Source organism: Streptomyces sp. NPDC001443 (assembly GCF_053597355.1).
In genome coordinates this window covers 94,566-117,104 of the sequence record NZ_JBSFIA010000018.1, presented here as the reverse complement: position 1 = coordinate 117,104, position 22,539 = coordinate 94,566, and the positions used below count along the sequence as shown (strand labels likewise).

General features: G+C 70.0%; 18 protein-coding genes. 3 read left to right on the top strand and 15 right to left on the bottom strand.

Annotated elements, in window-relative coordinates; all coding sequences use genetic code 11:
• Position 1 precedes the first annotated feature (1 nt).
• A complete protein-coding gene (locus ACWC24_RS20320) occupies positions 2-1,267 on the bottom strand; it encodes a carboxylate--amine ligase (RefSeq protein ID WP_450664255.1) in 1,266 nt (421 codons plus the stop codon).
• A gap of 240 nt (positions 1,268-1,507) precedes the next feature.
• Between ACWC24_RS20320 and fahA the strand changes: the two genes are divergently transcribed.
• Together fahA and ACWC24_RS20310 are read left to right on the top strand one after the other, a co-directional pair.
• The gene (gene fahA / locus ACWC24_RS20315) at positions 1,508-2,728 is read left to right on the top strand and encodes a fumarylacetoacetase (protein ID WP_450664213.1); all 1,221 of its coding nucleotides are present in this window, start codon (positions 1,508-1,510) and stop codon (positions 2,726-2,728) included.
• Between the two features lie 288 nt (positions 2,729-3,016).
• Positions 3,017-3,955 carry a M56 family metallopeptidase gene (locus ACWC24_RS20310; RefSeq protein ID WP_450664212.1) on the top strand — a complete coding sequence of 313 codons (939 nt, stop codon included), beginning with the start codon at positions 3,017-3,019 and terminating at the stop codon, positions 3,953-3,955.
• 72 nt (positions 3,956-4,027) lie between these two features.
• On the opposite strand, the gene recQ is transcribed toward ACWC24_RS20310, so the two are convergent.
• On the bottom strand, positions 4,028-6,019 hold the full coding sequence (gene recQ, locus ACWC24_RS20305) for a DNA helicase RecQ (RefSeq protein ID WP_450664211.1): 1,992 nt from the start codon (positions 6,017-6,019) through the stop codon (positions 4,028-4,030).
• Between the two features lie 199 nt (positions 6,020-6,218).
• Between recQ and ACWC24_RS20300 the strand changes: the two genes are divergently transcribed.
• Positions 6,219-6,821, top strand: coding sequence for a Uma2 family endonuclease (locus tag ACWC24_RS20300; RefSeq protein WP_450664210.1), 603 nt, complete (start codon positions 6,219-6,221; stop codon positions 6,819-6,821).
• 76 nt (positions 6,822-6,897) lie between these two features.
• Here ACWC24_RS20300 and nuoN read toward each other — a convergent pair whose 3' ends face one another.
• The 13 genes from nuoN to ACWC24_RS20235 are packed head-to-tail and all read right to left on the bottom strand — an operon-like array spanning position 6,898 to position 22,527.
• Positions 6,898-8,556 carry an NADH-quinone oxidoreductase subunit NuoN gene (nuoN, locus tag ACWC24_RS20295; protein WP_450664209.1) on the bottom strand — a complete coding sequence of 553 codons (1,659 nt, stop codon included), beginning with the start codon at positions 8,554-8,556 and terminating at the stop codon, positions 6,898-6,900.
• Positions 8,553-10,124, bottom strand: a complete 1,572-nt coding sequence (locus ACWC24_RS20290; protein WP_450664208.1) for an NADH-quinone oxidoreductase subunit M — start codon at positions 10,122-10,124, stop codon at positions 8,553-8,555. Before ACWC24_RS20290 ends, nuoN begins: the two co-directional genes overlap by 4 nt.
• Before the next feature lie 5 nt (positions 10,125-10,129).
• Positions 10,130-12,043 carry an NADH-quinone oxidoreductase subunit L gene (gene nuoL / locus ACWC24_RS20285; protein WP_450664207.1) on the bottom strand — a complete coding sequence of 638 codons (1,914 nt, stop codon included), beginning with the start codon at positions 12,041-12,043 and terminating at the stop codon, positions 10,130-10,132.
• Between the two features lie 15 nt (positions 12,044-12,058).
• Positions 12,059-12,358: an NADH-quinone oxidoreductase subunit NuoK gene (nuoK, locus tag ACWC24_RS20280; protein WP_009190046.1), complete on the bottom strand. Its 300-nt coding sequence runs from the start codon at positions 12,356-12,358 to the stop codon at positions 12,059-12,061.
• On the bottom strand, positions 12,355-13,197 hold the full coding sequence (locus ACWC24_RS20275) for an NADH-quinone oxidoreductase subunit J (protein WP_450664206.1): 843 nt from the start codon (positions 13,195-13,197) through the stop codon (positions 12,355-12,357). The genes nuoK and ACWC24_RS20275 overlap by 4 nt, the downstream gene beginning before the upstream one ends.
• A complete protein-coding gene (gene nuoI / locus ACWC24_RS20270; protein WP_450664205.1) occupies positions 13,194-13,796 on the bottom strand; it encodes an NADH-quinone oxidoreductase subunit NuoI in 603 nt (200 codons plus the stop codon). The genes ACWC24_RS20275 and nuoI overlap by 4 nt, the downstream gene beginning before the upstream one ends.
• Positions 13,789-15,174, bottom strand: coding sequence for an NADH-quinone oxidoreductase subunit NuoH (nuoH, locus tag ACWC24_RS20265; RefSeq protein WP_450664204.1), 1,386 nt, complete (start codon positions 15,172-15,174; stop codon positions 13,789-13,791). The genes nuoI and nuoH overlap by 8 nt, the downstream gene beginning before the upstream one ends.
• On the bottom strand, positions 15,171-17,675 hold the full coding sequence (locus ACWC24_RS20260; protein WP_450664203.1) for an NADH-quinone oxidoreductase subunit G: 2,505 nt from the start codon (positions 17,673-17,675) through the stop codon (positions 15,171-15,173). The genes nuoH and ACWC24_RS20260 overlap by 4 nt, the downstream gene beginning before the upstream one ends.
• Positions 17,672-19,018 (bottom strand): NADH-quinone oxidoreductase subunit NuoF, encoded by a 1,347-nt coding sequence (gene nuoF, locus ACWC24_RS20255; protein ID WP_450664202.1) that lies wholly within the window; start codon positions 19,016-19,018, stop codon positions 17,672-17,674. The genes ACWC24_RS20260 and nuoF overlap by 4 nt, the downstream gene beginning before the upstream one ends.
• A complete protein-coding gene (nuoE, locus tag ACWC24_RS20250) occupies positions 19,018-19,890 on the bottom strand; it encodes an NADH-quinone oxidoreductase subunit NuoE (RefSeq protein WP_450664201.1) in 873 nt (290 codons plus the stop codon). Before nuoE ends, nuoF begins: the two co-directional genes overlap by 1 nt.
• A complete protein-coding gene (locus ACWC24_RS20245) occupies positions 19,887-21,227 on the bottom strand; it encodes an NADH-quinone oxidoreductase subunit D (protein ID WP_162468130.1) in 1,341 nt (446 codons plus the stop codon). Before ACWC24_RS20245 ends, nuoE begins: the two co-directional genes overlap by 4 nt.
• Positions 21,224-21,976, bottom strand: a complete 753-nt coding sequence (locus ACWC24_RS20240) for an NADH-quinone oxidoreductase subunit C (RefSeq protein WP_450664200.1) — start codon at positions 21,974-21,976, stop codon at positions 21,224-21,226. Before ACWC24_RS20240 ends, ACWC24_RS20245 begins: the two co-directional genes overlap by 4 nt.
• Entirely contained in the window at positions 21,973-22,527 is a 555-nt protein-coding gene (locus ACWC24_RS20235; protein ID WP_450664199.1) for a NuoB/complex I 20 kDa subunit family protein, read from the bottom strand. Before ACWC24_RS20235 ends, ACWC24_RS20240 begins: the two co-directional genes overlap by 4 nt.
• Positions 22,528-22,539: the final 12 nt, after the last annotated feature.

The window sequence follows — 22,539 nt, the reverse complement described above, 5'->3', positions numbered from 1 at the left end:
GTCACTTCGTGGTGGTGCCGCCGCGGCGGTTGGTGCGCCACAGCTGATACAGGTGTTTCGCGCCCGGCCGCACGAAGCGCGCGAGCATCGTGAAGAACGGCCGCAGGTCGTCACCCGCCAGCCAGGCCAGCTCCGTGCCGCTCGCCCGCGCCGGTGCGTGCGGCGTCGTATAGCCGCTGCGGCGGTAGGCGAGCAGGGCGGCCAGGTCGATGTTCTCCACGAGATACCGGTGACCGGCCCGCTGTTCCCCCTCCGGAACGGCACGCCCGGTCAGATCCAGATGCATGGCACGCACGACGTCCACCCTCGTCCCGCTCTCGAAGAGCCTGAACTGGGCGCCCATGCGCGGGTTGAAGTCGAGGAGTTTGTACTGTCCGTCGCGACGGTCGAAGCGCAGGTCGAGGTCGATGATTCCGGTGAAGCCGATCTGTTTGATGAAACGTGCGGCGAGGTCCGCGAGTTCCGGATTGTCGACGACGTACGCATGCGCCGTCATCCCCGCGTGCGGCGGCCAGGAGCGGACCTTCACCCCGGTGAACATCGCCAGTGGGGTCGAGTCCCGGTCGAAGTAGGCGTGCACGATCCAGTCCTCCGCCTCCTCCCTCGGCAGGTACTCCTGGAGGATCACCCCGGGGTCGCCGGGACGGCCGGCCCAGTCGCGGGCGAGCGCGAGCAGGCCCTCACGGGTGGCGATCCTCGTCGTCCCGTTCACCGCAGGCCGTGCGCGGCGCACGAACGCCTCGCGGTTCTTGGCCACGACCGGGAAGCGGGCCTTCTCGGCGAAGGCGACGACGTCGTCGTAGGACTGCGGGAAGACCGCCGACGGGCTCGGGACGCCGTGTTCCACGCACAGTTCGTGCAGTCCCTGCTTGCTGGCCAGCCGGCGCGGCAGATCCGGCTCGACCCGCGGGAAGAGGAAGCTGTCGCCGAGCGCCTCCTGATGCTCGGCGATCAGGACCGCGGCCTCCTCGTCGGTGGGGACGAGCACGGCGGGACGGCCGATCCGGCGGCCGATCCGCAGCAGCCCCTCCACCAGATACTCCGGTTCCTCGGTGCCCGTGGTCGGCCAGACGAACGCCCGCTCCAGATAGCGGGAGGCCGCCGCGGGTGTGTAACGGTCCTCGGTTATCGCGTACATCGGGACGCCCAGGCGGCCCAGACTGCGGATCGCTCCGACCCCGCCGTGGTGCAGCGGATAGTCGCCGAACTTGACGATCAGGCCCGGCACGCCGACGTCGGCCTGTAAAGGCACGCTGCCGCCGCCCATGGGCACGGGTCCCCCCACGTGTCCCCCTCCACGGACCGGACCCACCCCGTCCGTGTCCCGAAAAAGACGCTAAGCCGGAATTGACCACTCCGACAACCCCAAAAGGGACATTGCAAACTCTTTAGACACTGCCCAAGACAGCCAACTCGGCCGTAACGTGTGGCGCGGCCACATGGAACGCACCGTGTGGCATGAAACAGACGGAAAGCACCGCACGCATCCGAGAGTGAGGCAGCACCCATGCCCCCCTTCGACGTCCCCGAGGGCGATCCCTTCGGGCCGCACAACCTGCCGTACGGCGTCTTCTCCCCCGCGGGTTCGGACTCCGCCGAACGCAGGGTCGGTGTCCGGCTCGGCGATCACGTCCTCGACGCGGGGGCCGCGGCCCGGGCGCTCGGCTCGCCGTACGCCTCCGTGCTCGCCCGGCCCACCCTCAACCCGCTGCTGGCGGCCGGCCGCAACGTGTGGTCCGACGTACGGCGCGCGCTGACCGGGTGGGTGACCGTGCCGGCCCACCGGCAGGTCGTCGAGCCGTTCCTCCACCCGCTGTCGTCGGTGACCCTGCATCTGCCGTTCGAGGTCGCCGACTACGTGGACTTCTACGCCTCGGAGAACCACGCCCGCAACGTCGGCCAGATCTTCCGCCCGGACGCGGCGGACTCCCTGACCCCGAACTGGAAGCACCTGCCGATCGGTTACCACGGACGGTCCGGCACGGTCGTGGTCTCGGGGACGGACGTCGTCCGGCCGTCGGGCCAGCGCAAGGCGCCCACGGACGAGGCACCGGTCTTTGGCCCGTCGGTCCGGCTGGACATCGAGGCCGAGGTCGGCTTCGTGGTGGGGACGCCCTCGGAGCCGGGCCGGCCGGTGGCGCTCGGCGACTTCCAGGAGCACGTCTTCGGCCTGTGCCTGCTGAACGACTGGTCCGCACGCGACATCCAGGCCTGGGAGTACGTCCCGCTCGGCCCGTTCCTCGGCAAGTCCTTCGCCACCTCCGTGTCGGCGTGGATCACGCCGCTGGACGCGCTGGAGGAGGCGCGGGTGGCACCGCCGGCCCGCACGCACGCCCTGCTGCCCTACCTGGACGACTCGGGCGAGGAACCCGGCGGCTACGACCTGCGCATCTCCGTCGCGATCAACGGCCATGTCGTGTCCGAGCCGCCGTTCTCCGGCATGTACTGGACCGCCGCCCAGCAGCTCGCCCACATGACCGTGAATGGCGCCTCGCTGCGCACGGGTGACCTGTACGGGTCGGGCACGGTCAGCGGTCCCACCGAACGCGAGCGCGGCTCCCTGCTGGAGCTGACCTGGAACGGCCGCGACCCCCTCGAACTCCCCGACGGGAAGCGGGCGTTCCTGGAGGACGGTGACGTGGTGACGATGACGGCGTGGGCGCCGGGTCCGAACGGCCTGCGGGTGGGTCTCGGAGAGGTGACCGGACGCGTGGTGCCGCGCGACTGACCGGCACGGGTGCGCGCCGTTCGACGCCACGAGGCGCCGGGGCCGGGGGAGGCCGAGGCCGGGGAGGTACGACCGGCCTCGGCCTCCCCCGGACCTCGGACGAAGGACCCCTCTTCCGGCGCCCGGCGCCCCATACTGGCGGTGGACGCACGACGCGCCGGACGACGCGTCGCCCGGACCGCCCGAAGACCCGTTTGCCGACTCCACCGCCACACCGCCGCACCGCCCCCGCCCCACCCGTACGCCCCTGACATCCACCCCCTCCGATCAGGATCCGGAGCCCGTGGCATGACCGTCTGCCTGCTCCTGTTGAGCGCCGTCGCCCTGGCCGCCGCCGTACCGATCCCCCGTGCGCTGACCCGCGCGGCATGGCCGGAGCGCGAACCCGTGGTCGCACTGTGGGTGTGGCAGTGCCTGGTCGCCACCGTGCTGCTGTGCTGTCTGACGGCGCTCGTGCTGAGCGCCGCCGCCGTCTTCCACACCGTCCGCGTCCGGGTCTTCGCGCCCGCGCCGCCGTCCGTGACCGAGGCCTACGACCTGTCCGGCACACCGCCCTGGGCGACCGCCCTCACCCTGCTGCTGGCCTGCGGGGCCGCCTGGACCACGGCGATGCTGGCCCGCGAACTGGTCGAGGCCCGGCGCAGCCGCGGCCTGGCCCGCGCCCAGCTGCGCGAACGCGCCCCCGATCTGCCGCCCGGTCTGCCCGGCGCGCGGGGGCCGCTGCTGGTGCTGGAGGACGAGTACCCCGACGCCTGGTGGCTGCCCGGTCACCCGCCCCAGCTGGTCGTCACCACGGGAGCCCTGCACCGGCTCACCGCGCACCAGCTCGACGCCGTCCTCACCCATGAACGCGACCACGCCCGCGCCCATCACGACTGGCTGCTGCATCTGTCCACGGCCCTGGCCACCGGCTTCCCCCGGGTCCCCCTGTTCACCCACTTCTGCGAACAGACCCACCGGCTGGTGGAGCTCGCCGCCGACGACACGGCCTCCCGCCGCTGCGGCCATCTGACCACCGCGCTGGCCCTCATCGAACTGAACCAGCACCGCGGAGTGCTCTCCTGCGCCTCCAGCCACCGTCTCCTGGGCGAGCGGGTCGACCGCCTGCTCGCGCCGCCGCCGCGCCTGGGCCGCAGGGACCGTGCCCTGACGACGACGGTGGCCGCGCTGGTCCCGCTCCTCCCGCTGCTGATCACCTTCGCCCCGGCGCTTACGACACTGAGCTGACGGCATCAAGCTGATGGCATTGAGCTGACGGCTCTGAGCTGACCTCGTCCGGCGTCCCCCTCGGGCCCCGGACTACATCCAGTCGTCGGGCTCCGGTGCGGCGTCCATCTCGGGCCAGTCGTCGTCTCCGTGACCGGTGTCTCCCCGATGGGCGTCGCCCGCCGGGGCCGACTCCGCCTTCACCGTCCCGCCCTGGGCGGCCAGGACCGCGATCACGCCCTCCCCGTACGTCGCCAGCTTCTTCTCGCCGACCCCGCCGACCCCGCCGAGCTGTGCGACGGACGTGGGCCACACGGTGACGATCTCCCGGAGCGTGGCGTCGTGGAAGATGACGTACGCCGGGACCCCCTGCTCACGGGCCTGCTCCGCACGCCAGGCGCGCAGTGCCTCGAAGGCGGGCAGCAGTTCCTCCGGCAGCTCGGCCGCGGCGGCCTTCGGTTTGCGCTCCCCCCGGCCGGAGGAGCCGGTCCGCGCGGCCGCGGGCTTCTTCGGTTCCTTGCGCAGCGCCACCTCACGCTCGCGCCGCAGCACCGCGCCGCTGTCCTCGGTCAGCACCAGCGTGCCGTACTCCCCCTCGACCGCGAGCAGCCCCTGCGCCAGCAGCTGCCGCACGACTCCGCGCCACTCGCCCTCGGCCAGATCCTCGCCGATGCCGAACACGGACAGCTGGTCGTGGTCGAACTGGATCACCTTGGCGGTGCGCCTGCCCATCAGGATGTCGACGATCTGCACCGCGCCGAACTTCTGCCCGCGCTCGCGCTGCAACCGCACCACCGTCGACAGCACCTTCTGGGCCGCGACCGTGCCGTCCCAGGTCTCGGGCGGGGTCAGGCAGGTGTCGCAGTTGCCGCAGCCCGCCGGGTCCGGCTCCTGCCCGAAGTAGGCGAGGAGCTGTCCGCGGCGGCAGCGGGCGGTCTCGCACAGCGCCAGCATCGAGTCCAGGTGCGCGGCGGCCCGGCGGCGGAACGCCTCGTCGCCCTCGCCGGACTGGATCAGCTTGCGCTGCTGGACGACGTCGTTGAGCCCGTACGCCATCCAGGCGGTCGAGGGCAGTCCGTCGCGCCCGGCGCGGCCCGTCTCCTGGTAGTAGCCCTCGACCGACTTGGGCAGGTCGAGGTGGGCGACGAACCTCACGTCGGGCTTGTCGATGCCCATGCCGAAGGCGATGGTCGCCACCACGACCAGCCCGTCCTCCCGCAGGAACCGCGACTGGTGGGCCGCGCGCGTGCCCGAGTCCAGGCCCGCGTGGTAGGGCACCGCCTCGACACCGTTGCGGGTCAGGAACTCCGCCGTCTTCTCGACCGAGTTGCGCGAGAGGCAGTACACGATGCCCGCGTCGCCCGCGTGCTCCTCGCGCAGGAAGCCCAGCAGCTGCTTCTTGGGATCGGCCTTGGGCACGATCCGGTACTGGATGTTCGGCCGGTCGAAGCTCGCCTCGAAGTGCCGGGCCCCCGGCATGTTCAGCCGCTGGGTGAGTTCCTGGTGGGTCGCGCGGGTGGCCGTGGCCGTGAGGGCGATCCGCGGGACGTCCGGCCAGCGCTCGCCGAGCAGGGACAGGGCGAGATAGTCGGGGCGGAAGTCGTGGCCCCACTGGGACACACAGTGCGCCTCGTCGATCGCGAAGAGCGCGATCTTGCCGCGGGAGAGCAGGTCCAGGGTGGAGTCCAGGCGCAGCCGCTCCGGCGCCAGGTAGAGCATGTCGAGCTCACCGGCGAGGAACTCGGCCTCGACCGTCCGCCGCTCGTCGAAGCCCTGCGTGGAGTTCATGAAGCCCGCACGCACACCCAGTGCCCGCAGGGCGTCCACCTGGTCCTGCATCAGCGCGATGAGCGGGGAGACGACGATGCCCGTGCCGGGTCTGACCAGGGACGGGATCTGGTAGCACAGCGACTTGCCACCGCCGGTCGGCATCAGCACGACGGCGTCCCCGCCGGCCACCACGTGCTCGACGATCGCTTCCTGCTCGCCGCGGAACGCCCCGTATCCGAAGACCCGGTGCAGCGTGGCCAGCGCCTCGCTGTCCGTCACGTCTGGCATCTCACTGATCCCGCCCGTCGCGCCCATCGCCCTGCTCTCGTACGTCGTCCCTCGGCCACTGCTTCCACGATAGGGGTCCGCACCGACAGCCTCGGAGTTATCCACAGACCGGCACCGTCGGTGGCCGTCAAGGACACGATCACCGTTCACACGTTCGCGGCAGACCCGCCCGTTCTCCGTCGATAGTCTGAAAGCACCGGCGAGACTCCGTCCCATGGGAGCACTGATGAGCGTCGCACCGAAGGCGTCCGCGTCCAGCTGGCCGATCCCGCCCGAGGGCGGCTGGACCGCCGACGACCTGGACCGCCTCCCGAATCTTCCTCCGCACACGGAATTGATCGACGGGAGCCTGGTCTTCCTGAGTCCGCAGACCATCTTTCACGAGCGCGCCATCGATTTCCTCAAATGGCAGCTCCAGTCACTGGCACCTGCGGACCTCGAGGTGTTTCGCGAGTTCACCATCGACCTCGACAGCCAGAACAGGCCGGAACCGGATGTGGTCGTCGTACGCGGGGACGTGGTCCAGGACACCGACCAGACGCGCTTCCCCGTCGAGTCCGTGGTCCTGGCCGTCGAGGTCGTCTCCGAGGACTCCGTCTCCCGGGACCGCGAGACCAAGCCCCTGAAGTACGCCCGTGCCAAGATCCCCCACTACTGGCGGGTCGAGAACGAGAAGGGCCGCGCCGCGGTGCACGTCTTCGAGCTGGAACCCACCACCGGCACCTACACCTCCACCGGCATCTTCCGCGAACGGCTGAAGATCGACGTCCCGTTCCCGATGGAGCTGGACCTGACGAAGATCAAGGCCCGCCGTGACGGCGGCCAGTGACCACGGACCCTGATCGCGCGGCTGCCCGGCACTCCTTCGCGAGGTGCCGGGCAGTCGTGTGTCGCGGTGTCGTGAATCAGCGCACGAACACCCCCGCCTGGCTGGCCAGGTCCAGGAAGTACTGCGGTGCCACACCGAGCACCAGGGTCACCGCGACACCGACCGCGATCGCGGTCATCGTCAGCGGCGACGGCACCGCGACCGTCGGACCCTCCGGCTTCGGTTCGCTGAAGAACATCAGCACGATCACCCGGATGTAGAAGAACGCCGCGATCGCCGACGAGATCACACCGACCACGACCAGCGGGGCCGCCCCGCCCTCCGCCGCCGCCCGGAACACGGCGAACTTCCCGGCGAAGCCGGAGGTCAGCGGGATGCCCGCGAAGGCCAGCAGGAACACCGCGAACACGGCCGCCACCAGCGGCGACCTACGGCCGAGCCCCGCCCACTTGGACAGGTGCGTCGCCTCGCCGCCCGCGTCGCGGACGAGGGTGACGACCGCGAACGCGCCGATCGTCACGAACGAGTACGCGCCCAGGTAGAAGAGCACCGAGGACACGCCGTCCGGCGTGGTCGCGATGACACCGGCGAGGATGAATCCCGCGTGCGCGATCGACGAGTACGCCAGCAGCCGCTTGATGTCGGTCTGGGTGATCGCGACGATCGCGCCGCCCAGCATCGTGATGATCGCGACGCCCCACATGACCGGCCGCCAGTCCCACCGCAGACCGGGCAGGATGACGTAGAGCAGCCGCAGCAGCGCGCCGAAGGCCGCGACCTTGGTCGCCGCCGCCATGAATCCGGTCACCGGTGTCGGGGCGCCCTGGTACACGTCCGGCGTCCACATGTGGAACGGGACCGCGCCCACCTTGAACAGCAGGCCCATGGCGAGCAGCGCGGTGCCGACGAGCAGCAGCGCGTCGTTGCCCATGGTGCCGGCGAGCGCCGGGTCGACGCTGGTGACCCTGCCCTCGACGACCTGCGCGATGGTGGCGTACGACACCGACCCGGCGTACCCGTACAGCAGAGCGATGCCGAAGAGGGTGAACGCGGAGGCGAAGGCGCCGAGCAGGAAGTACTTGACGGCGGCCTCCTGCGACATGAGCCGCTTGCGGCGGGCCAGCGCGCAGAGCAGGTACAGCGGCAGCGAGAAGACCTCCAGGGCCACGAACAGCGTCAGCAGGTCGTTGGCCGCGGGGAAGACCAGCATGCCGGAGATGGCGAAGAGCAGCAGCGGGAAGACCTCGGTGGTGGTGAACCCGGCCTTCACGGCCGCCTTCTCGCTGTCGCTGCCGGGCACGGACGCGGCCTGTGCCGCGAACGAGTCGACCCGGTTGCCGTGCGCCTGCGGGTCGAGGCGGCGCTCGGCGAAGGTGAACAGGCCGACCAGGCCGGTCAGCAGGATCGTGCCCTGGAGGAACAAGGCCGGTCCGTCGACCGCGATCGCGCCCATCGCCGCGATGTGCGCCTTGGTGGTGCCGTAGCCGCCGGCCGCGAGGGCGATCACCGCGGCGAACGCGGCGACGAGCGCCACCGCCGACACGAACAGCTGTGCGTGGTAACGGGACTTGCGGGGCACGAATGCCTCGACCAGCACCCCGATGATCGCGGCGCCCACGACGATCAGGGTGGGCGAGAGCTGCCCGTATTCGATTTTCGGCGTTTCGATCTTCGAGATCGGGCCGGCCGCGGTTGCCGCGGTTGTCCACAGGCTGTGGACGGCTGTTGCGCTCACTTGGCCGCCTCCACCTCGGGCTGGGGGTCCTTCTTCTGGACGTCGGACAGGGTCTGCTTGACCGCCGGGTTGACGATGTCCGTGACGGGCTTCGGGTAGACACCCAGGAAGATCAGCAGGACGATCAGCGGCGCCACGACCAGGAGTTCGCGGGCCCTGAGGTCCGGCATCGCCGCGACCTCCGTCTTCACCGGGCCCGTCATCGTCCGCTGGTAGAGGACGAGGGTGTAGAGCGCGGCGAGGACGATGCCGAAGGTGGCGATGATGCCGACCACCGGATAGCGCGCGAACGTGCCGACCAGCACCAGGAACTCGCTGACGAACGGCGCCAGACCCGGCAGGGAGAGGGTCGCCAGGCCGCCGATCAGGAAGGTGCCCGCGAGGACCGGGGCCACCTTCTGCACACCGCCGTAGTCGGCGATGAGCCGGGAGCCGCGCCGGGAGATCAGGAAGCCCGCGACCAGCATCAGCGCGGCCGTCGAGATCCCGTGGTTGACCATGTAGAGCGTGGCGCCGGACTGGCCCTGACTGGTCATCGCGAAGATGCCCAGGATGATGAACCCGAAGTGCGAGATCGACGCGTACGCCACCAGCCGCTTGATGTCACGCTGTCCGACGGCGAGCAGCGCCCCGTAGATGATGCTGATCAGCGCCAGTACGAGGATGGCGGGCGTCGCCCACTTCGAGGCCTCCGGGAAGAGCTGGAGGCAGTAGCGGAGCATCGCGAAGGTGCCCACCTTGTCGACCACCGCCGTGATGAGGACGGCGACCGGTGTGGTGGCCTCCCCCATCGCGTTGGGCAGCCAGGTGTGCAGCGGCCACAGCGGGGCCTTCACCGCGAAGGCGAAGAAGAAGCCCAGGAACAACCAGCGTTCGGTGCTGGTCGCCATGTGCAGCGAGCCGTTCGCCCGCGCCTGCACGATCTCCTGGAGGCTGAAGTTGCCTGCCACCACGTAGAGGCCGATCACCGCGGCCAGCATGATCAGACCGCCGACCAGGTTGTAGAGGAGGAACTTCACCGCCGCGTACGAGCGTTGCGTGGACGCGGCCGCCTCCCCGTGCTCGTGGGCACGGTCCCCGAAGCCGCCGATGAGGAAGTACATCGGGATCAGCATGGCTTCGAAGAAGACGTAGAAGAGGAAGACGTCGGTGGCCTCGAAGGAGAGGATCACCATCGCCTCGACGGCCAGGATCAGGGCGAAGAAGCCCTGCGTCGGCCGCCAGCGGCGGCTTCCGGTCTCCAGCGGGTCGGCGTCGTGCCAGCCCGCGAGGACGATGAACGGGATCAGCAGGGCGGTCAGCGCGATCAGCGCCACCCCGATGCCGTCCACGCCCAGCTCGTACCTGACCCCGAACTCCTTGATCCAGGCGTGGGACTCGGTGAGCTGGTACCGGTCGCCGCCCGGGTCGAAACGGACCAGGACGACGATCGCCAGAGCGAGGGTGGCGAGCGAGACGAGCAGCGCCAGCGCCTTGGCGGCGTTGCGCCGGGCGGCCGGCACGGCGGCCGTGGCGATCGCCCCGACGGCCGGGAGCGCCGCCGTCGCTGTCAGCAGAGGAAAGGACATCGGTATCAGACCGCCCTCATCAGCAGGGTCGCGGCGACGAGGAGTGCCGCACCGCCGAACATCGAGACCGCGTACGACCGCGCGAAGCCGTTCTGCAGCCGGCGCAGCCGTCCGGAGAGCCCGCCGACCGAGGCCGCCGTGCCGTTGACGACACCGTCGACCAGGGTGTGATCGACGTACACCAGGGAGCGTGTCAGGTGCTCCCCGCCGCGCACGAGGACGACGTGGTTGAAGTCGTCCTGGTAGAGGTCCCGGCGGGCGGCCCGGGTGAGCAGCGACCCGCGCGGGGCGACGACCGGGACCGGACGCCGTCCGTACCGGGCGTACGCCAGGGCGACGCCGACGACGAGCAGGGCCGTGGTGACCAGGGTGACCGTCATCGGGCTGAGGGGCGAGTCGCCCTCGGCGTGCCCGGTGACCGGCTCCAGCCAGTTCAGGAAGCGGTCGCCGATGCTGAACAGGCCGCCCGCGAAGACCGATCCGAAGGCCAGCACGATCATCGGGATCGTCATCGACCTGGGCGACTCGTGCGGGTGCGGCTCGTGGCCGTGCTCGTCGGGCTGCCAGCGCTTCTCGCCGAAGAACGTCATCAGCATCACGCGCGTCATGTAGAACGCCGTGATGGCCGCGCCGAGCAGGGCCGCGCCGCCGAGGATCCAGCCCTCGGTGCCGCCCTTGGCGAAGGCCGCCTCGATGATCTTGTCCTTGGAGAAGAAGCCGGACAGGCCCGGAAAGCCGATGATGGCGAGGTAACCGAGGCTGAAGGTCGCGAAGGTGACCGGCATGTACTTCCTGAGGCCGCCGTACTTCCTCATGTCGACCTCGTCGTTCATGCCGTGCATGACCGAACCGGCGCCGAGGAACAGTCCGGCCTTGAAGAAGCCGTGGGTGACCAGGTGCATGATCGCGAAGACGTAGCCGATGGGGCCGAGACCCGCGGCGAGCACCATGTAGCCGATCTGCGACATCGTCGAGCCGGCCAGCGCCTTCTTGATGTCGTCCTTCGCGCAACCGACGATCGCACCGAACAGGAGCGTGACCGCGCCGACCACGGTCACCACGAGCTGCGCGTCGGGGCTGCCGTTGAAGATCGCCGCGGACCGGACGATCAGGTACACGCCCGCGGTCACCATCGTCGCGGCGTGGATGAGGGCCGAGACCGGGGTCGGGCCCTCCATCGCGTCCCCGAGCCAGGACTGCAGCGGCACCTGGGCGGACTTGCCGCAGGCCGCGAGCAGCAGCATCAGGGCGATGGCGGTGAGCTTCCCGCCGGTCGCGTCACCGGCGAGACCGGGGTGCCCCTGGCTGCCGAGCACCGGACCGAAGGCGAAGGTCCCGAAGGTGGTGAACATCAGCATGATGGCGATCGACAGGCCCATGTCGCCGACCCGGTTGACCAGGAAGGCCTTCTTGGCCGCGGTGGCCGCGCTGGGCTTGTGCTGCCAGAAGCCGATGAGGAGGTACGAGGCGAGACCGACACCCTCCCAGCCGACGTACAGCAGAAGGTAGTTGTCGGCGAGGACGAGCAGCAGCATCGCCGCCAGGAACAGGTTCAGGTAGCCGAAGAAGCGGCGCCGCCGCTCGTCGTGCTCCATGTACCCGATCGAGTACAGGTGGATCAGCGAGCCGACGCCCGTGATCAGCAGCACGAAGGTCATCGAGAGCTGGTCGAGGCGGAAGGCCACGTCCGCCTGGAAGCCCTCGACCGGGATCCAGCTGTACAGGTGCTGGGTCAGTGTCCGGTCCTCGGCGCTCCGGCCGAGCAGGTCGGTGAAGAGGACGACTCCGACGGCGAAGGAGGAGGCCGCGAGGACGGTGCCGATCCAGTGGCCGACGGCGTCCAGCCGTCGACCGCCGACCAGCAGGACGGCCGCTCCGAGCAGGGGCGCCGCGATCAGCAGCGCGATCAGGTTCTCCACGATTCTTCCGACCCCTTACAGCTTCATCAGGCTGGCGTCGTCGACCGAGGCCGAGTGGCGGGACCGGAACAGCGACACGATGATCGCCAGACCCACCACGACCTCCGCTGCGGCGACGACCATCGTGAAGAAGGCGATGATCTGGCCGTCGAGGTTTCCGTGCATCCGGGAGAAGACGACGAACGCGAGGTTGCAGGCGTTCAGCATGAGCTCGATGCACATGAAGACCACGATGGCGTTGCGCCGGATCAGTACGCCGGTGGCGCCGATCGTGAACAGCAGGGCCGCGAGATAGAGGTAGTTCACGGGGTTCACTTCGACGCCTCCTCGGTCCGCCGGAAGGTCGCAGGTTCGACCTCCGTCCGCTCCAGGCGCTCCTCGGCGCGCTGCTCCAGCGCACGGAGGTCGTTGAGCGCCTCGGTGGACACGTCACGGATCTGGCCGCGCTCGCGCAGCGTCTTGCTGACCGTGAGCTCGGACGGGGTGCCGTCGGGCAGCAGGCCCGCGATGTCCACGGCGTTGTGCCTGGCGTAGACACCCGGCGCCGGCAGCGGCGGCAGGTGCTTGCCCTCCCGCACCCGCTGTTCGGCCAGTTCGCGCTGCGTCTTCGCGCGCTCGGTGCGCTCGCGGTGGGTGAGCACCATGGCGCCGACGGCGGCCGTGATCAGCAGCGCGCCGGTGATCTCGAAGGCGAAGACGTACTTGGTGAACAGCAGCGCGGCGAGCCCCTGCACATTGCCGTTCGCGTTGGCCTGTCCCAGGCCGTCGAACTCGGTGAGGGAGGCGTTGCCGATGCCTGCCAGCAGCAGGATGCCGAAGCCCAGACCACTGACGAGGGCCAGCCAGCGCTGGCCCTTGATGGTCTCCTTCAGGGAGTCGGCCGCCGTCACGCCGACGAGCATCACCACGAACAGGAACAGCATCATGATCGCGCCGGTGTAGACGACGATCTGCACGATGCCCAGGAAATAGGCGCCGTTGGCGAGGTAGAACACCGCCAGGACGATCATGGTTCCGGCCAGGCAGAGCGCGCTGTGCACGGCCTTGCGCATGAAGACGGTGCACAGGGCGCCGATCAGCGCGACCGAGCCGAGGACCCAGAACTGGAAGGCCTCTCCGGTGGAGGTGGAGTAGGCGGCGAGCTGCGCGCTCATGCCTTCACCTCCTGCTCCCCGGGCTGCTCGCCCTTGGAGACGGCGACCTGGCGCTCCGTGCCCGGAGCGGCCTCGGTGACCAGCCCCCGGTAGTAGTCCTGCTCGTCCATCCCCGGGTAGATGGCGTGCGGGGTGTCGACCATGTCCTCGTCGAGCCCGGCGAGGAGCTGCTCCTTGGTGTAGATGAGGTTCGCGCGGCTGGAGTCGGCCAGCTCGAACTCGTTCGTCATCGTCAGCGCGCGCGTGGGGCACGCCTCGATGCACAGGCCGCACAGGATGCAGCGCGCGTAGTTGATCTGGTAGACGCGGCCGTACCGCTCGCCCGGCGAGTAGCGCTCCTCGTCCGTGTTGTCGGCGCCCTCCACGTAGATGGCGTCGGCGGGGCAGGCCCAGGCGCACAGCTCGCAGCCGACGCACTTCTCCAGGCCGTCCGGATGACGGTTGAGCTGGTGCCGCCCGTGGAAGCGCGGAGCGGTGGTCTTCTGCTGCTCCGGGTACTGCTCGGTCAGCCGCTTCTTGAACATGGCCTTGAAGGTCACGCCGAAGCCGGCCACGGGGTTCTGGAAACCGGGTTCGGTCCCCTTGGGCTCCTCAGCCATCGGACGCCTCCTTTCCGTCACGAGATCCGCCGGTCGATCCGTCACTCGCAGTATCGGACCCACCACTGACAATCAACTCCCGCTCGCGGTGCGGGCGGCGCCGGGGCACCGGCGGCAGCTCCTGTCCGGGCAGCGGGGGGACGGGGAATCCGCCGGCCATCGGGTCGAAGCCGACCGCCTCCTCGGCGGCCCGCCCGGTCGCCTCGGCCTTCTCCGCCTTGTCGCGGAACATGTCGGCGACGAAGGACAGCAGCAGCAGGGTGAGCACGGCGCCGCCGACGTACAGGGCGATGTCGGTGAAGTCGTAGTGCTCGTTGCGCAGGGTCCGCACGGTCGCGACGAGCATCAGCCAGACGACGGAGACCGGGATGAGGACCTTCCAGCCGAGCTTCATCAGCTGGTCGTAGCGGACCCGGGGCAGGGTGCCGCGCAGCCAGATGAAGCCGAACAGCAGCAGCTGGACCTTCACCACGAACCAGAGCATCGGCCACCAGCCGTGGTTCGCGCCCGCCCAGAAGGTGCTGATGGGCCACGGGGCCCGCCAGCCGCCAAGGAACAGCGTGGTCGCGACGGCCGAGACCGTCACCATGTTCACGTACTCGGCGAGCATGAACATCGCGAACTTGATCGACGAGTACTCGGTGTTGAAGCCGCCGACCAGGTCGCCCTCGGACTCCGGCATGTCGAACGGGGCCCGGTTGGTCTCGCCGATCATCGTCACGATGTAGATGAGGAAGGACACCGGCAGCAGCACGATGTACCAGCGGTCGTGCTGCTGTTCCACGATCGTCGAGGTCGACATCGACCCCGAGTAGAGGAACACCGAGGCGAACGCGGCGCCCATCGCGATCTCGTACGAGATCATCTGCGCGCAGGAGCGCAGACCGCCGAGCAGCGGGTAGGTGGATCCGGAGCTCCAGCCCGCCAGCACGATCCCGTAGATGCCGACGGAGGCGACCGCGAGGACGTAGAGCATCGCGATCGGCAGGTCGGTGAGCTGCATCGTGGTGCGCGTGCCGAAGATCGAGACCTCGTTGTCGGCCGGCCCGAAGGGGATCACCGCGATGGCCATGAAGGCCGGGATGGCCGCGACGATCGGCGCGAGGACGTAGACCACCTTGTCCGCGCGCTTGACGATGAGGTCTTCCTTGAGCATCAGCTTGATGCCGTCGGCGAGCGACTGGAGCATGCCCCAGGGGCCGTGCCGGTTGGGACCGATGCGCAGCTGCATCCAGGCGACGACCTTGCGCTCCCAGACGATGGAGAACAGCACGGTCACCATCAGGAAGGCGAAGCAGAACACCGCCTTGACGACGACCAGCCACCAGGGGTCGTGGCCGAACATCGAGAGGTCTTCAGCGGCGAGGTACGGACTCATGCCTCCACCTCCTTGGGGGCTTCGGCGGCGAGCGTCGCCGGGCCGATGCGGACGAGGGAGCCGGGCTGCGCCCCGGTGTCGGAGGCGACGCCGCCGCCGGTGGAGTTCAGCGGGAGCCAGACCACCCGGTCGGGCATCTCGGTGACCTCCAGCAGGAGTTCGACCGTTCCGGCGGTCCCGGTCACGGCCAGCAGGTCGCCGTCCTTGACGCCCGCCTCGGCGGCCGTGGCGGCCGACACACGCGCGCGTGCCGGATGCCGGGTGCCGGCGAGCGCGTCGTCGCCCTCCTGGAGGACGCCCTGGTCGAGCAGCAGCCGGTGCCCGGCGAGCACGGCCTCACCGGCCGCCGGCCGCGCCAGCACACCCGCGGTCTGCAAGGGGTTCGAGGCCCGCGGGCCGTCCCACGCGCCGATCCGGTCCAGCTCCGCGCGGGCGGTGCGCAGGTCCGGCAGGCCCAGGTGGACGTCCATGGCGTCGGCGAGCATGTGCAGCACGCGCGCGTCGCCGGGAGCCAGCCGGCGCGTGAGCTGGTCGGGCTTGAGCGCGGCCTCGAAGGAGCGGACCCGGCCCTCCCAGTTGAGGAAGCTGCCCGCCTTCTCGGCGACCGCCGCCACCGGGAACACCACGTCCGCGTGCCCGGTGACCTCGCTGGGCCGCAGTTCCAGCGACACCAGGAAGCCGACCGAGGCGAGCGCCTCACGCGCGCGTGCCGGGTCGGGCAGGTCGGCGACCTCGACGCCCGCCACCACCAGCGCCTGGAGTTCTCCCCGGGCGGCGGCCTCGACGATCTGCCCGGTGTCCCGGCCGAAGCGGTGCGGAAGTTCGGCGACGCCCCAGGCTGCCGCGATCTCCTCACGCGCGCGCGGGTCGGTGGCCGGGCGTCCGCCGGGCAGCAGGGTCGGCAGCGCACCCGCCTCGACGGCGCCGCGCTCGCCGGCCCGGCGCGGGATCCAGACCAGCTTCGCGCCGGTCACCCCGGCGGCCCGGACGGCCGCGGTCAGCCCGCCCGCCACCGAGGCCAGCCGCTCGCCGACGACGATCACCGCGCCCTCGGTGCGCAGTGCCTCGGCGGCGACGGTGCCGCCCTCCTCCAGGCCCACGCCGCTCGCCAGCGCGTCCAGCCACTCGGTCTCGGTCCCGGGAGCCGCCGGCAGCAGCGTGCCGCCCGCCTTCTCCAGACCGCGGGTGGCGTACGTCGCCAGCGAGTAGACCTTCTGCCCGTGCGTCCGCCAGGCCTTGCGCAGCCGCAGGAAGACGCCGGGGGCCTCCTCCTCGGACTCGAACCCGACCAGCAGGACGGCGGGCGCCTTCTCCAGGGAGGTGTACGTGACACCCGTACCGTCGACGTCACGGCCGCGGCCGGCGACCCGCGCGGCCAGGAAGTCGGCCTCCTCGCCGCTGTGCACGCGCGCGCGGAAGTCGATGTCGTTGGTGTCGAGCGCCACGCGCGCGAACTTGCTGTAGGCGTAGGCGTCCTCGACGGTGAGACGGCCGCCGGCCAGGACACCGGCCCGGGAGCGCGCCGCGGTCAGTCCCCGGGCCGCCGCCTCCAGCGCCTCCGGCCAGGACGCGGGCTCCAGCACACCCGCGGCGTTGCGCACCAGCGGCGTCTCGATCCGGTCCCGGGTCTGCGCGTACCGGAACGCGAAGCGCCCCTTGTCGCACATCCACTCCTCGTTGACCTCCGGGTCGGGGGCCGCGAGACGCCGCATGACCTTGCCGCGCCGGTGGTCGGTGCGCGTCGCGCAGCCGCCGGAGCAGTGCTCGCACACGGAGTGCGAGGAGACCAGGTCGAAGGGGCGGGAACGGAACCGGTACGCCGCCGAGGTCAGCGCCCCGACCGGGCAGATCTGGATGGTGTTCCCGGAGAAGTACGACTCGAACGGGTCGCCCTCGCCGGTGCCGACCTGCTGGAGCGCACCCCGCTCGACCAGCTCGATCATCGGGTCGCCGGCGATCTGGTTGGAGAAGCGGGTGCAGCGCGCGCACAGCACGCACCGCTCGCGGTCGAGCAGCACCTGCGTGGAGATCGGGACGGGCTTCTCGTACGTACGCTTGCGACCCTCGAAGCGGGACTCGGCGTTGCCGTGCGACATCGCCTGGTTCTGCAGCGGGCACTCGCCGCCCTTGTCGCAGACCGGGCAGTCCAGCGGGTGGTTGATGAGGAGCAGCTCCATCACACCGTGCTGGGCCTTCTCGGCGGCGGGCGAGGTGAGGTGGGTCTTCACCACCATCCCGTCCGTGCACGTGATCGTGCAGGACGCCATCGGCTTGCGCTGGCCCTCGACCTCGACGATGCACTGCCGGCAGGCGCCGGCCGGATCGAGGAGGGGATGGTCGCAGAAGCGCGGGATCTCGACGCCGAGCTGTTCGGCGGCCCGGATGACCAGGGTGCCCTTGGGCACGCTGATCTCCACGCCGTCGATGGTCAGCGAGACGAGGTCCTCCGGCGGGAGTGCCGCCTCTCCCCCTCCGGAGGGAGCGCTGGTGGTCACGGTCATGCGTTCACCTCCGTGCGGTCGGCCCAGGCCGTCGACCTGGCCGGGTCGAAGGGGCAGCCGCGGCCCGTGATGTGCTGCTCGTACTCCTCGCGGAAGTACTTGAGCGAGGAGAAGATCGGCGAGGCGGCGCCGTCGCCGAGGGCGCAGAACGACTTGCCGTTGATGTTGTCGGCGATGTCGTTCAGCTTGTCGAGGTCGGACATGACGCCCTTGCCCGCCTCGATGTCGCGCAGCAACTGCACCAGCCAGTAGGTGCCTTCGCGGCACGGCGTGCACTTGCCGCAGGACTCGTGGGCGTAGAACTCGGTCCAGCGCGTCACGGCACGCACGACGCAGGTCGTCTCGTCGAAGCACTGGAGAGCTTTCGTGCCGAGCATGGAACCCGCGGCGCCCACTCCTTCGTAATCAAGAGGGACGTCCAGGTGCTCGTCGGTGAACATCGGCGTCGAGGAGCCGCCGGGCGTCCAGAACTTCAGCCGGTGCCCCGGGCGCATCCCGCCGCTCATCTCCAGGAGCTGACGCAGTGTGATGCCGAGCGGGGCCTCGTACTGGCCGGGGCCGGCGACATGGCCGCTGAGCGAGTAGAGCGTGAAGCCCGGGGACTTCTCGCTGCCCATCGACCTGAACCAGTCCTTGCCGCGGTGCAGGATCGCGGGAACCGACGCGATCGACTCGACGTTGTTCACCACAGTCGGGCACGCGTAGAGGCCCGCGACCGCGGGGAAGGGGGGACGCAGCCGCGGCTGACCACGGCGGCCTTCGAGCGAGTCGAGCAGCGCGGTCTCCTCACCGCAGATGTACGCGCCGGCGCCCGCGTGCACGGTGAGTTCGAGGTCGAGTCCGCTGCCCAGGATGTTCTCGCCGAGGTAGCCGGCCGCGTAGGCCTCGCGCACGGCCTCGTGCAACCGCCGCAGCACCGGGACGACCTCACCACGCAGATAGATGAAGGCATGCGACGACCTGATGGCGTAGCACGCGATCACGATGCCCTCGATGAGGCTGTGCGGGTTCGCGAAGAGGAGCGGGATGTCCTTGCAGGTCCCCGGCTCCGATTCGTCGGCGTTGACAACCAGATAGTGCGGTTTCCCATCACCCTGGGGAATGAACTGCCACTTCATTCCCGTCGGGAATCCCGCGCCGCCGCGGCCGCGCAGACCGGAGTCCTTGACGTACGCGATCAGGTCGTCCGGCGACATCGCGAGCGCCTTGCGGAGCCCCTCGTATCCCTCGTGCCTTCGGTAGACGTCCAGCGTCCAGGACCCGTCCTCGTCCCAGAAGGCCGACAGCACGGGTGCGAGCAGCTTCTCGGGGCTGGTGTCTTTCAGCTCGGGTGCCAAGGTCATCACTCCCCCTCCTCGGCGGCTGGCCCTGCCGGGTGGGCGGGGTCGGAGGCCGACGTGGTCTGCGGCGCGTCGTGCGAGCTCAGGTGTTCGGTGGGCGAGGGCTCGTGCACGGCCCGCTCCCGCGGCTCGTCGTGCGGACCGCCGTCGCGCGGATGGACCACGCGCGCGGGTGCGGCCTCTCCCTTGGCCAGGCGGAGGCCCACCAGCGACGCGGGTCCCGCGCTGCCGCCGGCCTCGACGGCCCCCTCCCGCTCGTCGGGGAAGCCCGCCAGGATCCGCGCGGTCTCCTTGAAGGTGCACAGCGGCGCCCCGCGCGTGGGCTCGACCGGCCGTCCCGCGCGCAGGTCGTCGACGAGACGCTTGGCGCTGCCCGGGGTCTGGTTGTCGAAGAACTCCCAGTTGACCATCACGACCGGCGCGAAGTCGCAGGCCGCGTTGCACTCGATGTGCTCCAGCGTGACCTTGCCGTCCTCGGTGGTCCCGCCGTTGCCGACGCCCAGGTGCTCCTGGAGGGTCTCGAAGATCGCGTCGCCGCCCATCACCGCGCACAGGGTGTTGGTGCAGACGCCCACCTGGTAGTCACCGCTCGGCCTGCGCCGGTACATCGTGTAGAAGGTCGCGACCGCGGTGACCTCGGCGGTGGTCAGGTCCAGCACCTCCGCGCAGAACCGCATCCCGGTGCGGGTGACGTGTCCTTCCTCCGACTGCACGAGATGCAGCAACGGCAGAAGGGCCGACCGGGAGTCCGGGTAGCGCGCGATGATCTCGCGGGCGTCGGCCTCCAGCCGGGCTCGGACGTCGTCCGGGTAGCCGGGCGCGGGCAGTTCGGGCATGCCCAGGCTGACGCCGCGCTCCGAAGAACTGGTGGTCACCGGTCGACGCCTCCCATCACGGGGTCGATGGACGCGACGGCGACGATGACGTCGGCGACCTGGCCGCCCTCGCACATCGCCGCCATGGCCTGAAGGTTGGTGAAGGACGGGTCCCGGAAGTGGACCCGGTAGGGGCGGGTGCCGCCGTCGGACACGACATGCACCCCGAGCTCTCCCTTGGGCGACTCGACCGCCGCGTACGCCTGTCCCGGCGGTACCCGGAAGCCCTCGGTGACCAGCTTGAAGTGGTGGATCAGGGCCTCCATGGAGGTGCCCATGATCTTCTTGATGTGGTCGAGGGAGTTGCCCAGTCCGTCCGGTCCCAGGGCGAGCTGGGCGGGCCAGGCGATCTTCTTGTCGGCGACCATGACCGGGCCGGGCTGCAGCCGGTCCAGGCACTGCTCGACGATCCCGAGCGACTGGCGCATCTCCTCCAGCCGGACCAGGAAGCGGCCGTAGGCGTCGCAGGAGTCGGCGGTCGGGATCTCGAAGTCGTACGTCTCGTAGTCGCAGTACGGCTGCGCCTTGCGCAGGTCGTGCGGCAGACCGGTGGAGCGCAGGATCGGGCCGGTGGCGCCGAGGGCCATGCAGCCGGCCAGGTCGAGATAGCCGATGTCCTGCATGCGGGCCTTGAAGATGGGGTTCCCGGTGGCGAGCTTGTCGTACTCCGGGAGGTTCTTCCTCATCTTCTTCACGAACTCGCGGATCTGGTCCACCGCGCCGGGCGGCAGGTCCTGGGCGAGTCCGCCGGGGCGGATGTACGCGTGGTTCATCCGCAGGCCCGTGATGAGCTCGTAGATGTCGAGAATCATTTCACGATCACGGAATCCGTAGATCATGATCGTGGTGGCGCCGAGCTCCATGCCTCCGGTGGCGATGCACACCAGGTGGGAGGACAATCGGTTCAGCTCCATCAGGAGCACCCTGATGATCTTGGCGCGCTCGGTGATCTGGTCCTCGATGCCGAGGAGCTTCTCGACGGCGAGACAGTAGGCGGTCTCGTTGAAGAAGGACGTCAGGTAGTCCATGCGCGTCACGAAGGTGGTGCCCTGCGTCCACGTCCGGAACTCGAGGTTCTTCTCGATGCCGGTGTGCAGGTAGCCGATGCCGCAGCGGGCCTCGGTGACCGTCTCGCCGTCGATCTCCAGGATCAGACGAAGCACTCCATGGGTGGACGGGTGCTGAGGACCCATGTTGACGACGATGCGTTCGTCGTCGGCGCGGGCCGCGGACTGGACGACCTCGTCCCAGTCGCCACCGGTGACCGTGTATACGGTGCCCTCGGTGGTCTCGCGCGCCGAGGCGGCCGACGCCGCGGATGCTGACTGCGTGCTCACGAGTACGACCTCCGCTGGTCCGGAGCCGGGATCTGGGCGCCCTTGTACTCGACGGGGATGCCGCCGAGGGGATAGTCCTTGCGCTGCGGGTGGCCCTGCCAGTCGTCCGGCATCATGATCCGCGTCAGGGCCGGGTGACCGTCGAAGACGATCCCGAAGAAGTCGTAGGCCTCGCGCTCGTGCCAGTCGTTCGTCGGATAGACGGGGACCAGGGTCGGGATGCGCGGGTCGCTGTCCGGGGCGCTGACCTCCAGGCGGATCAGCCTGTTGTGGGTGATCGAGCGCAGGTGGTAGACGGCGTGCAGCTCGCGGCCCTTGTCACTCGGGTAGTGGACCCCGCTCACACCGGTGCAGAGCTCGAAGCGCAGGGCCGGGTCGTCGCGCAGGGTGCGGGCGACCCGCACCAGGTGCTCGCGCTCGATGTGGAAGGTCAACTCGCCGCGGTCGACGATCGTCTTCTCGATGGCGTTGTCGGGCAGGAGTCCCTGTTCCTCCAGGGCGCCCTCGAGTTCGTCGGCGACCTCGTCGAACCAGCCGCCGTAGGGGCGGCTCGCCGGGCCCGGGAGCCGGACCGAGCGGACCAGACCGCCGTACCCGCTGGTGTCGCCACCGTTGTCGGCGCCGAACATGCCGCGCTGCACGCGGATCTGCTCACCGCCCTGGCCTCGCTGGCCGGGGAGGTTGTCGGCGGCCAGGTCCTTCTCGGGGTTCACCCCGTCGGCGCCGCCGTGGCCGTTGGCGTCGCTCATCGCAGCAGCCCCTTCATCTCGATCGTGGGCAGGGCCTTGAGCGCCGCTTCCTCCGCCTCCCGGGCCGCGTCCCGCGCGTTCACGCCGAGCTTGGAGGTCTGGATCTTCTGGTGGAGCTTGAGGATCGCGTCCATCAGCATCTCGGGCCGCGGCGGGCAGCCGGGCAGATAGATGTCGACGGGGACGATGTGATCGACGCCCTGGACGATCGCGTAGTTGTTGAACATGCCGCCGGAGGAGGCGCAGACCCCCATGGAGATGACCCACTTGGGGTTCGGCATCTGGTCGTAGACCTGCCGCAGCACCGGCGCCATCTTCTGGCTCACCCGGCCGGCGACGATCATCAGGTCCGCCTGGCGCGGAGAGCCCCGGAAGACCTCCATGCCGAAGCGCGCCAGGTCGTACCGTCCTGCCCCGGTGGTCATCATCTCGATGGCGCAGCAGGCCAGGCCGAACGTGGCGGGGAAGACGGACGCCTTGCGCACCCAGCCCGCGGCCTGCTCGACGGTGGTCAGCAGGAAGCCGCTCGGCAGCTTTTCTTCGAGTCCCATGTCCCTTGGCCC

Bases quoted from the DNA above. Each gene is read 5' to 3' on its own strand.
- ACWC24_RS20240 (WP_450664200.1), bottom strand. From the start codon at position 21,976: ATGAGCGACGCCAACGGCCACGGCGGCGCCGACGGGGTGAACCCCGAG.
- ACWC24_RS20275 (WP_450664206.1), bottom strand. From the start codon at position 13,197: ATGAGCGCGCAGCTCGCCGCCTACTCCACCTCCACCGGAGAGGCCTTC.
- ACWC24_RS20320 (WP_450664255.1), bottom strand. From the start codon at position 1,267: ATGGGCGGCGGCAGCGTGCCTTTACAGGCCGACGTCGGCGTGCCGGGC.
- recQ (WP_450664211.1), bottom strand. From the start codon at position 6,019: ATGGGCGCGACGGGCGGGATCAGTGAGATGCCAGACGTGACGGACAGC.
- nuoF (WP_450664202.1), bottom strand. From the start codon at position 19,018: ATGACCTTGGCACCCGAGCTGAAAGACACCAGCCCCGAGAAGCTGCTC.
- nuoI (WP_450664205.1), bottom strand. From the start codon at position 13,796: ATGGCTGAGGAGCCCAAGGGGACCGAACCCGGTTTCCAGAACCCCGTG.
- ACWC24_RS20310 (WP_450664212.1), top strand. From the start codon at position 3,017: ATGACCGTCTGCCTGCTCCTGTTGAGCGCCGTCGCCCTGGCCGCCGCC.
- ACWC24_RS20300 (WP_450664210.1), top strand. From the start codon at position 6,219: ATGAGCGTCGCACCGAAGGCGTCCGCGTCCAGCTGGCCGATCCCGCCC.
- ACWC24_RS20290 (WP_450664208.1), bottom strand. From the start codon at position 10,124: ATGTCCTTTCCTCTGCTGACAGCGACGGCGGCGCTCCCGGCCGTCGGG.
- ACWC24_RS20260 (WP_450664203.1), bottom strand. From the start codon at position 17,675: ATGACCGTGACCACCAGCGCTCCCTCCGGAGGGGGAGAGGCGGCACTC.
- fahA (WP_450664213.1), top strand. From the start codon at position 1,508: ATGCCCCCCTTCGACGTCCCCGAGGGCGATCCCTTCGGGCCGCACAAC.
- ACWC24_RS20235 (WP_450664199.1), bottom strand. From the start codon at position 22,527: ATGGGACTCGAAGAAAAGCTGCCGAGCGGCTTCCTGCTGACCACCGTC.
- nuoH (WP_450664204.1), bottom strand. From the start codon at position 15,174: ATGAGTCCGTACCTCGCCGCTGAAGACCTCTCGATGTTCGGCCACGAC.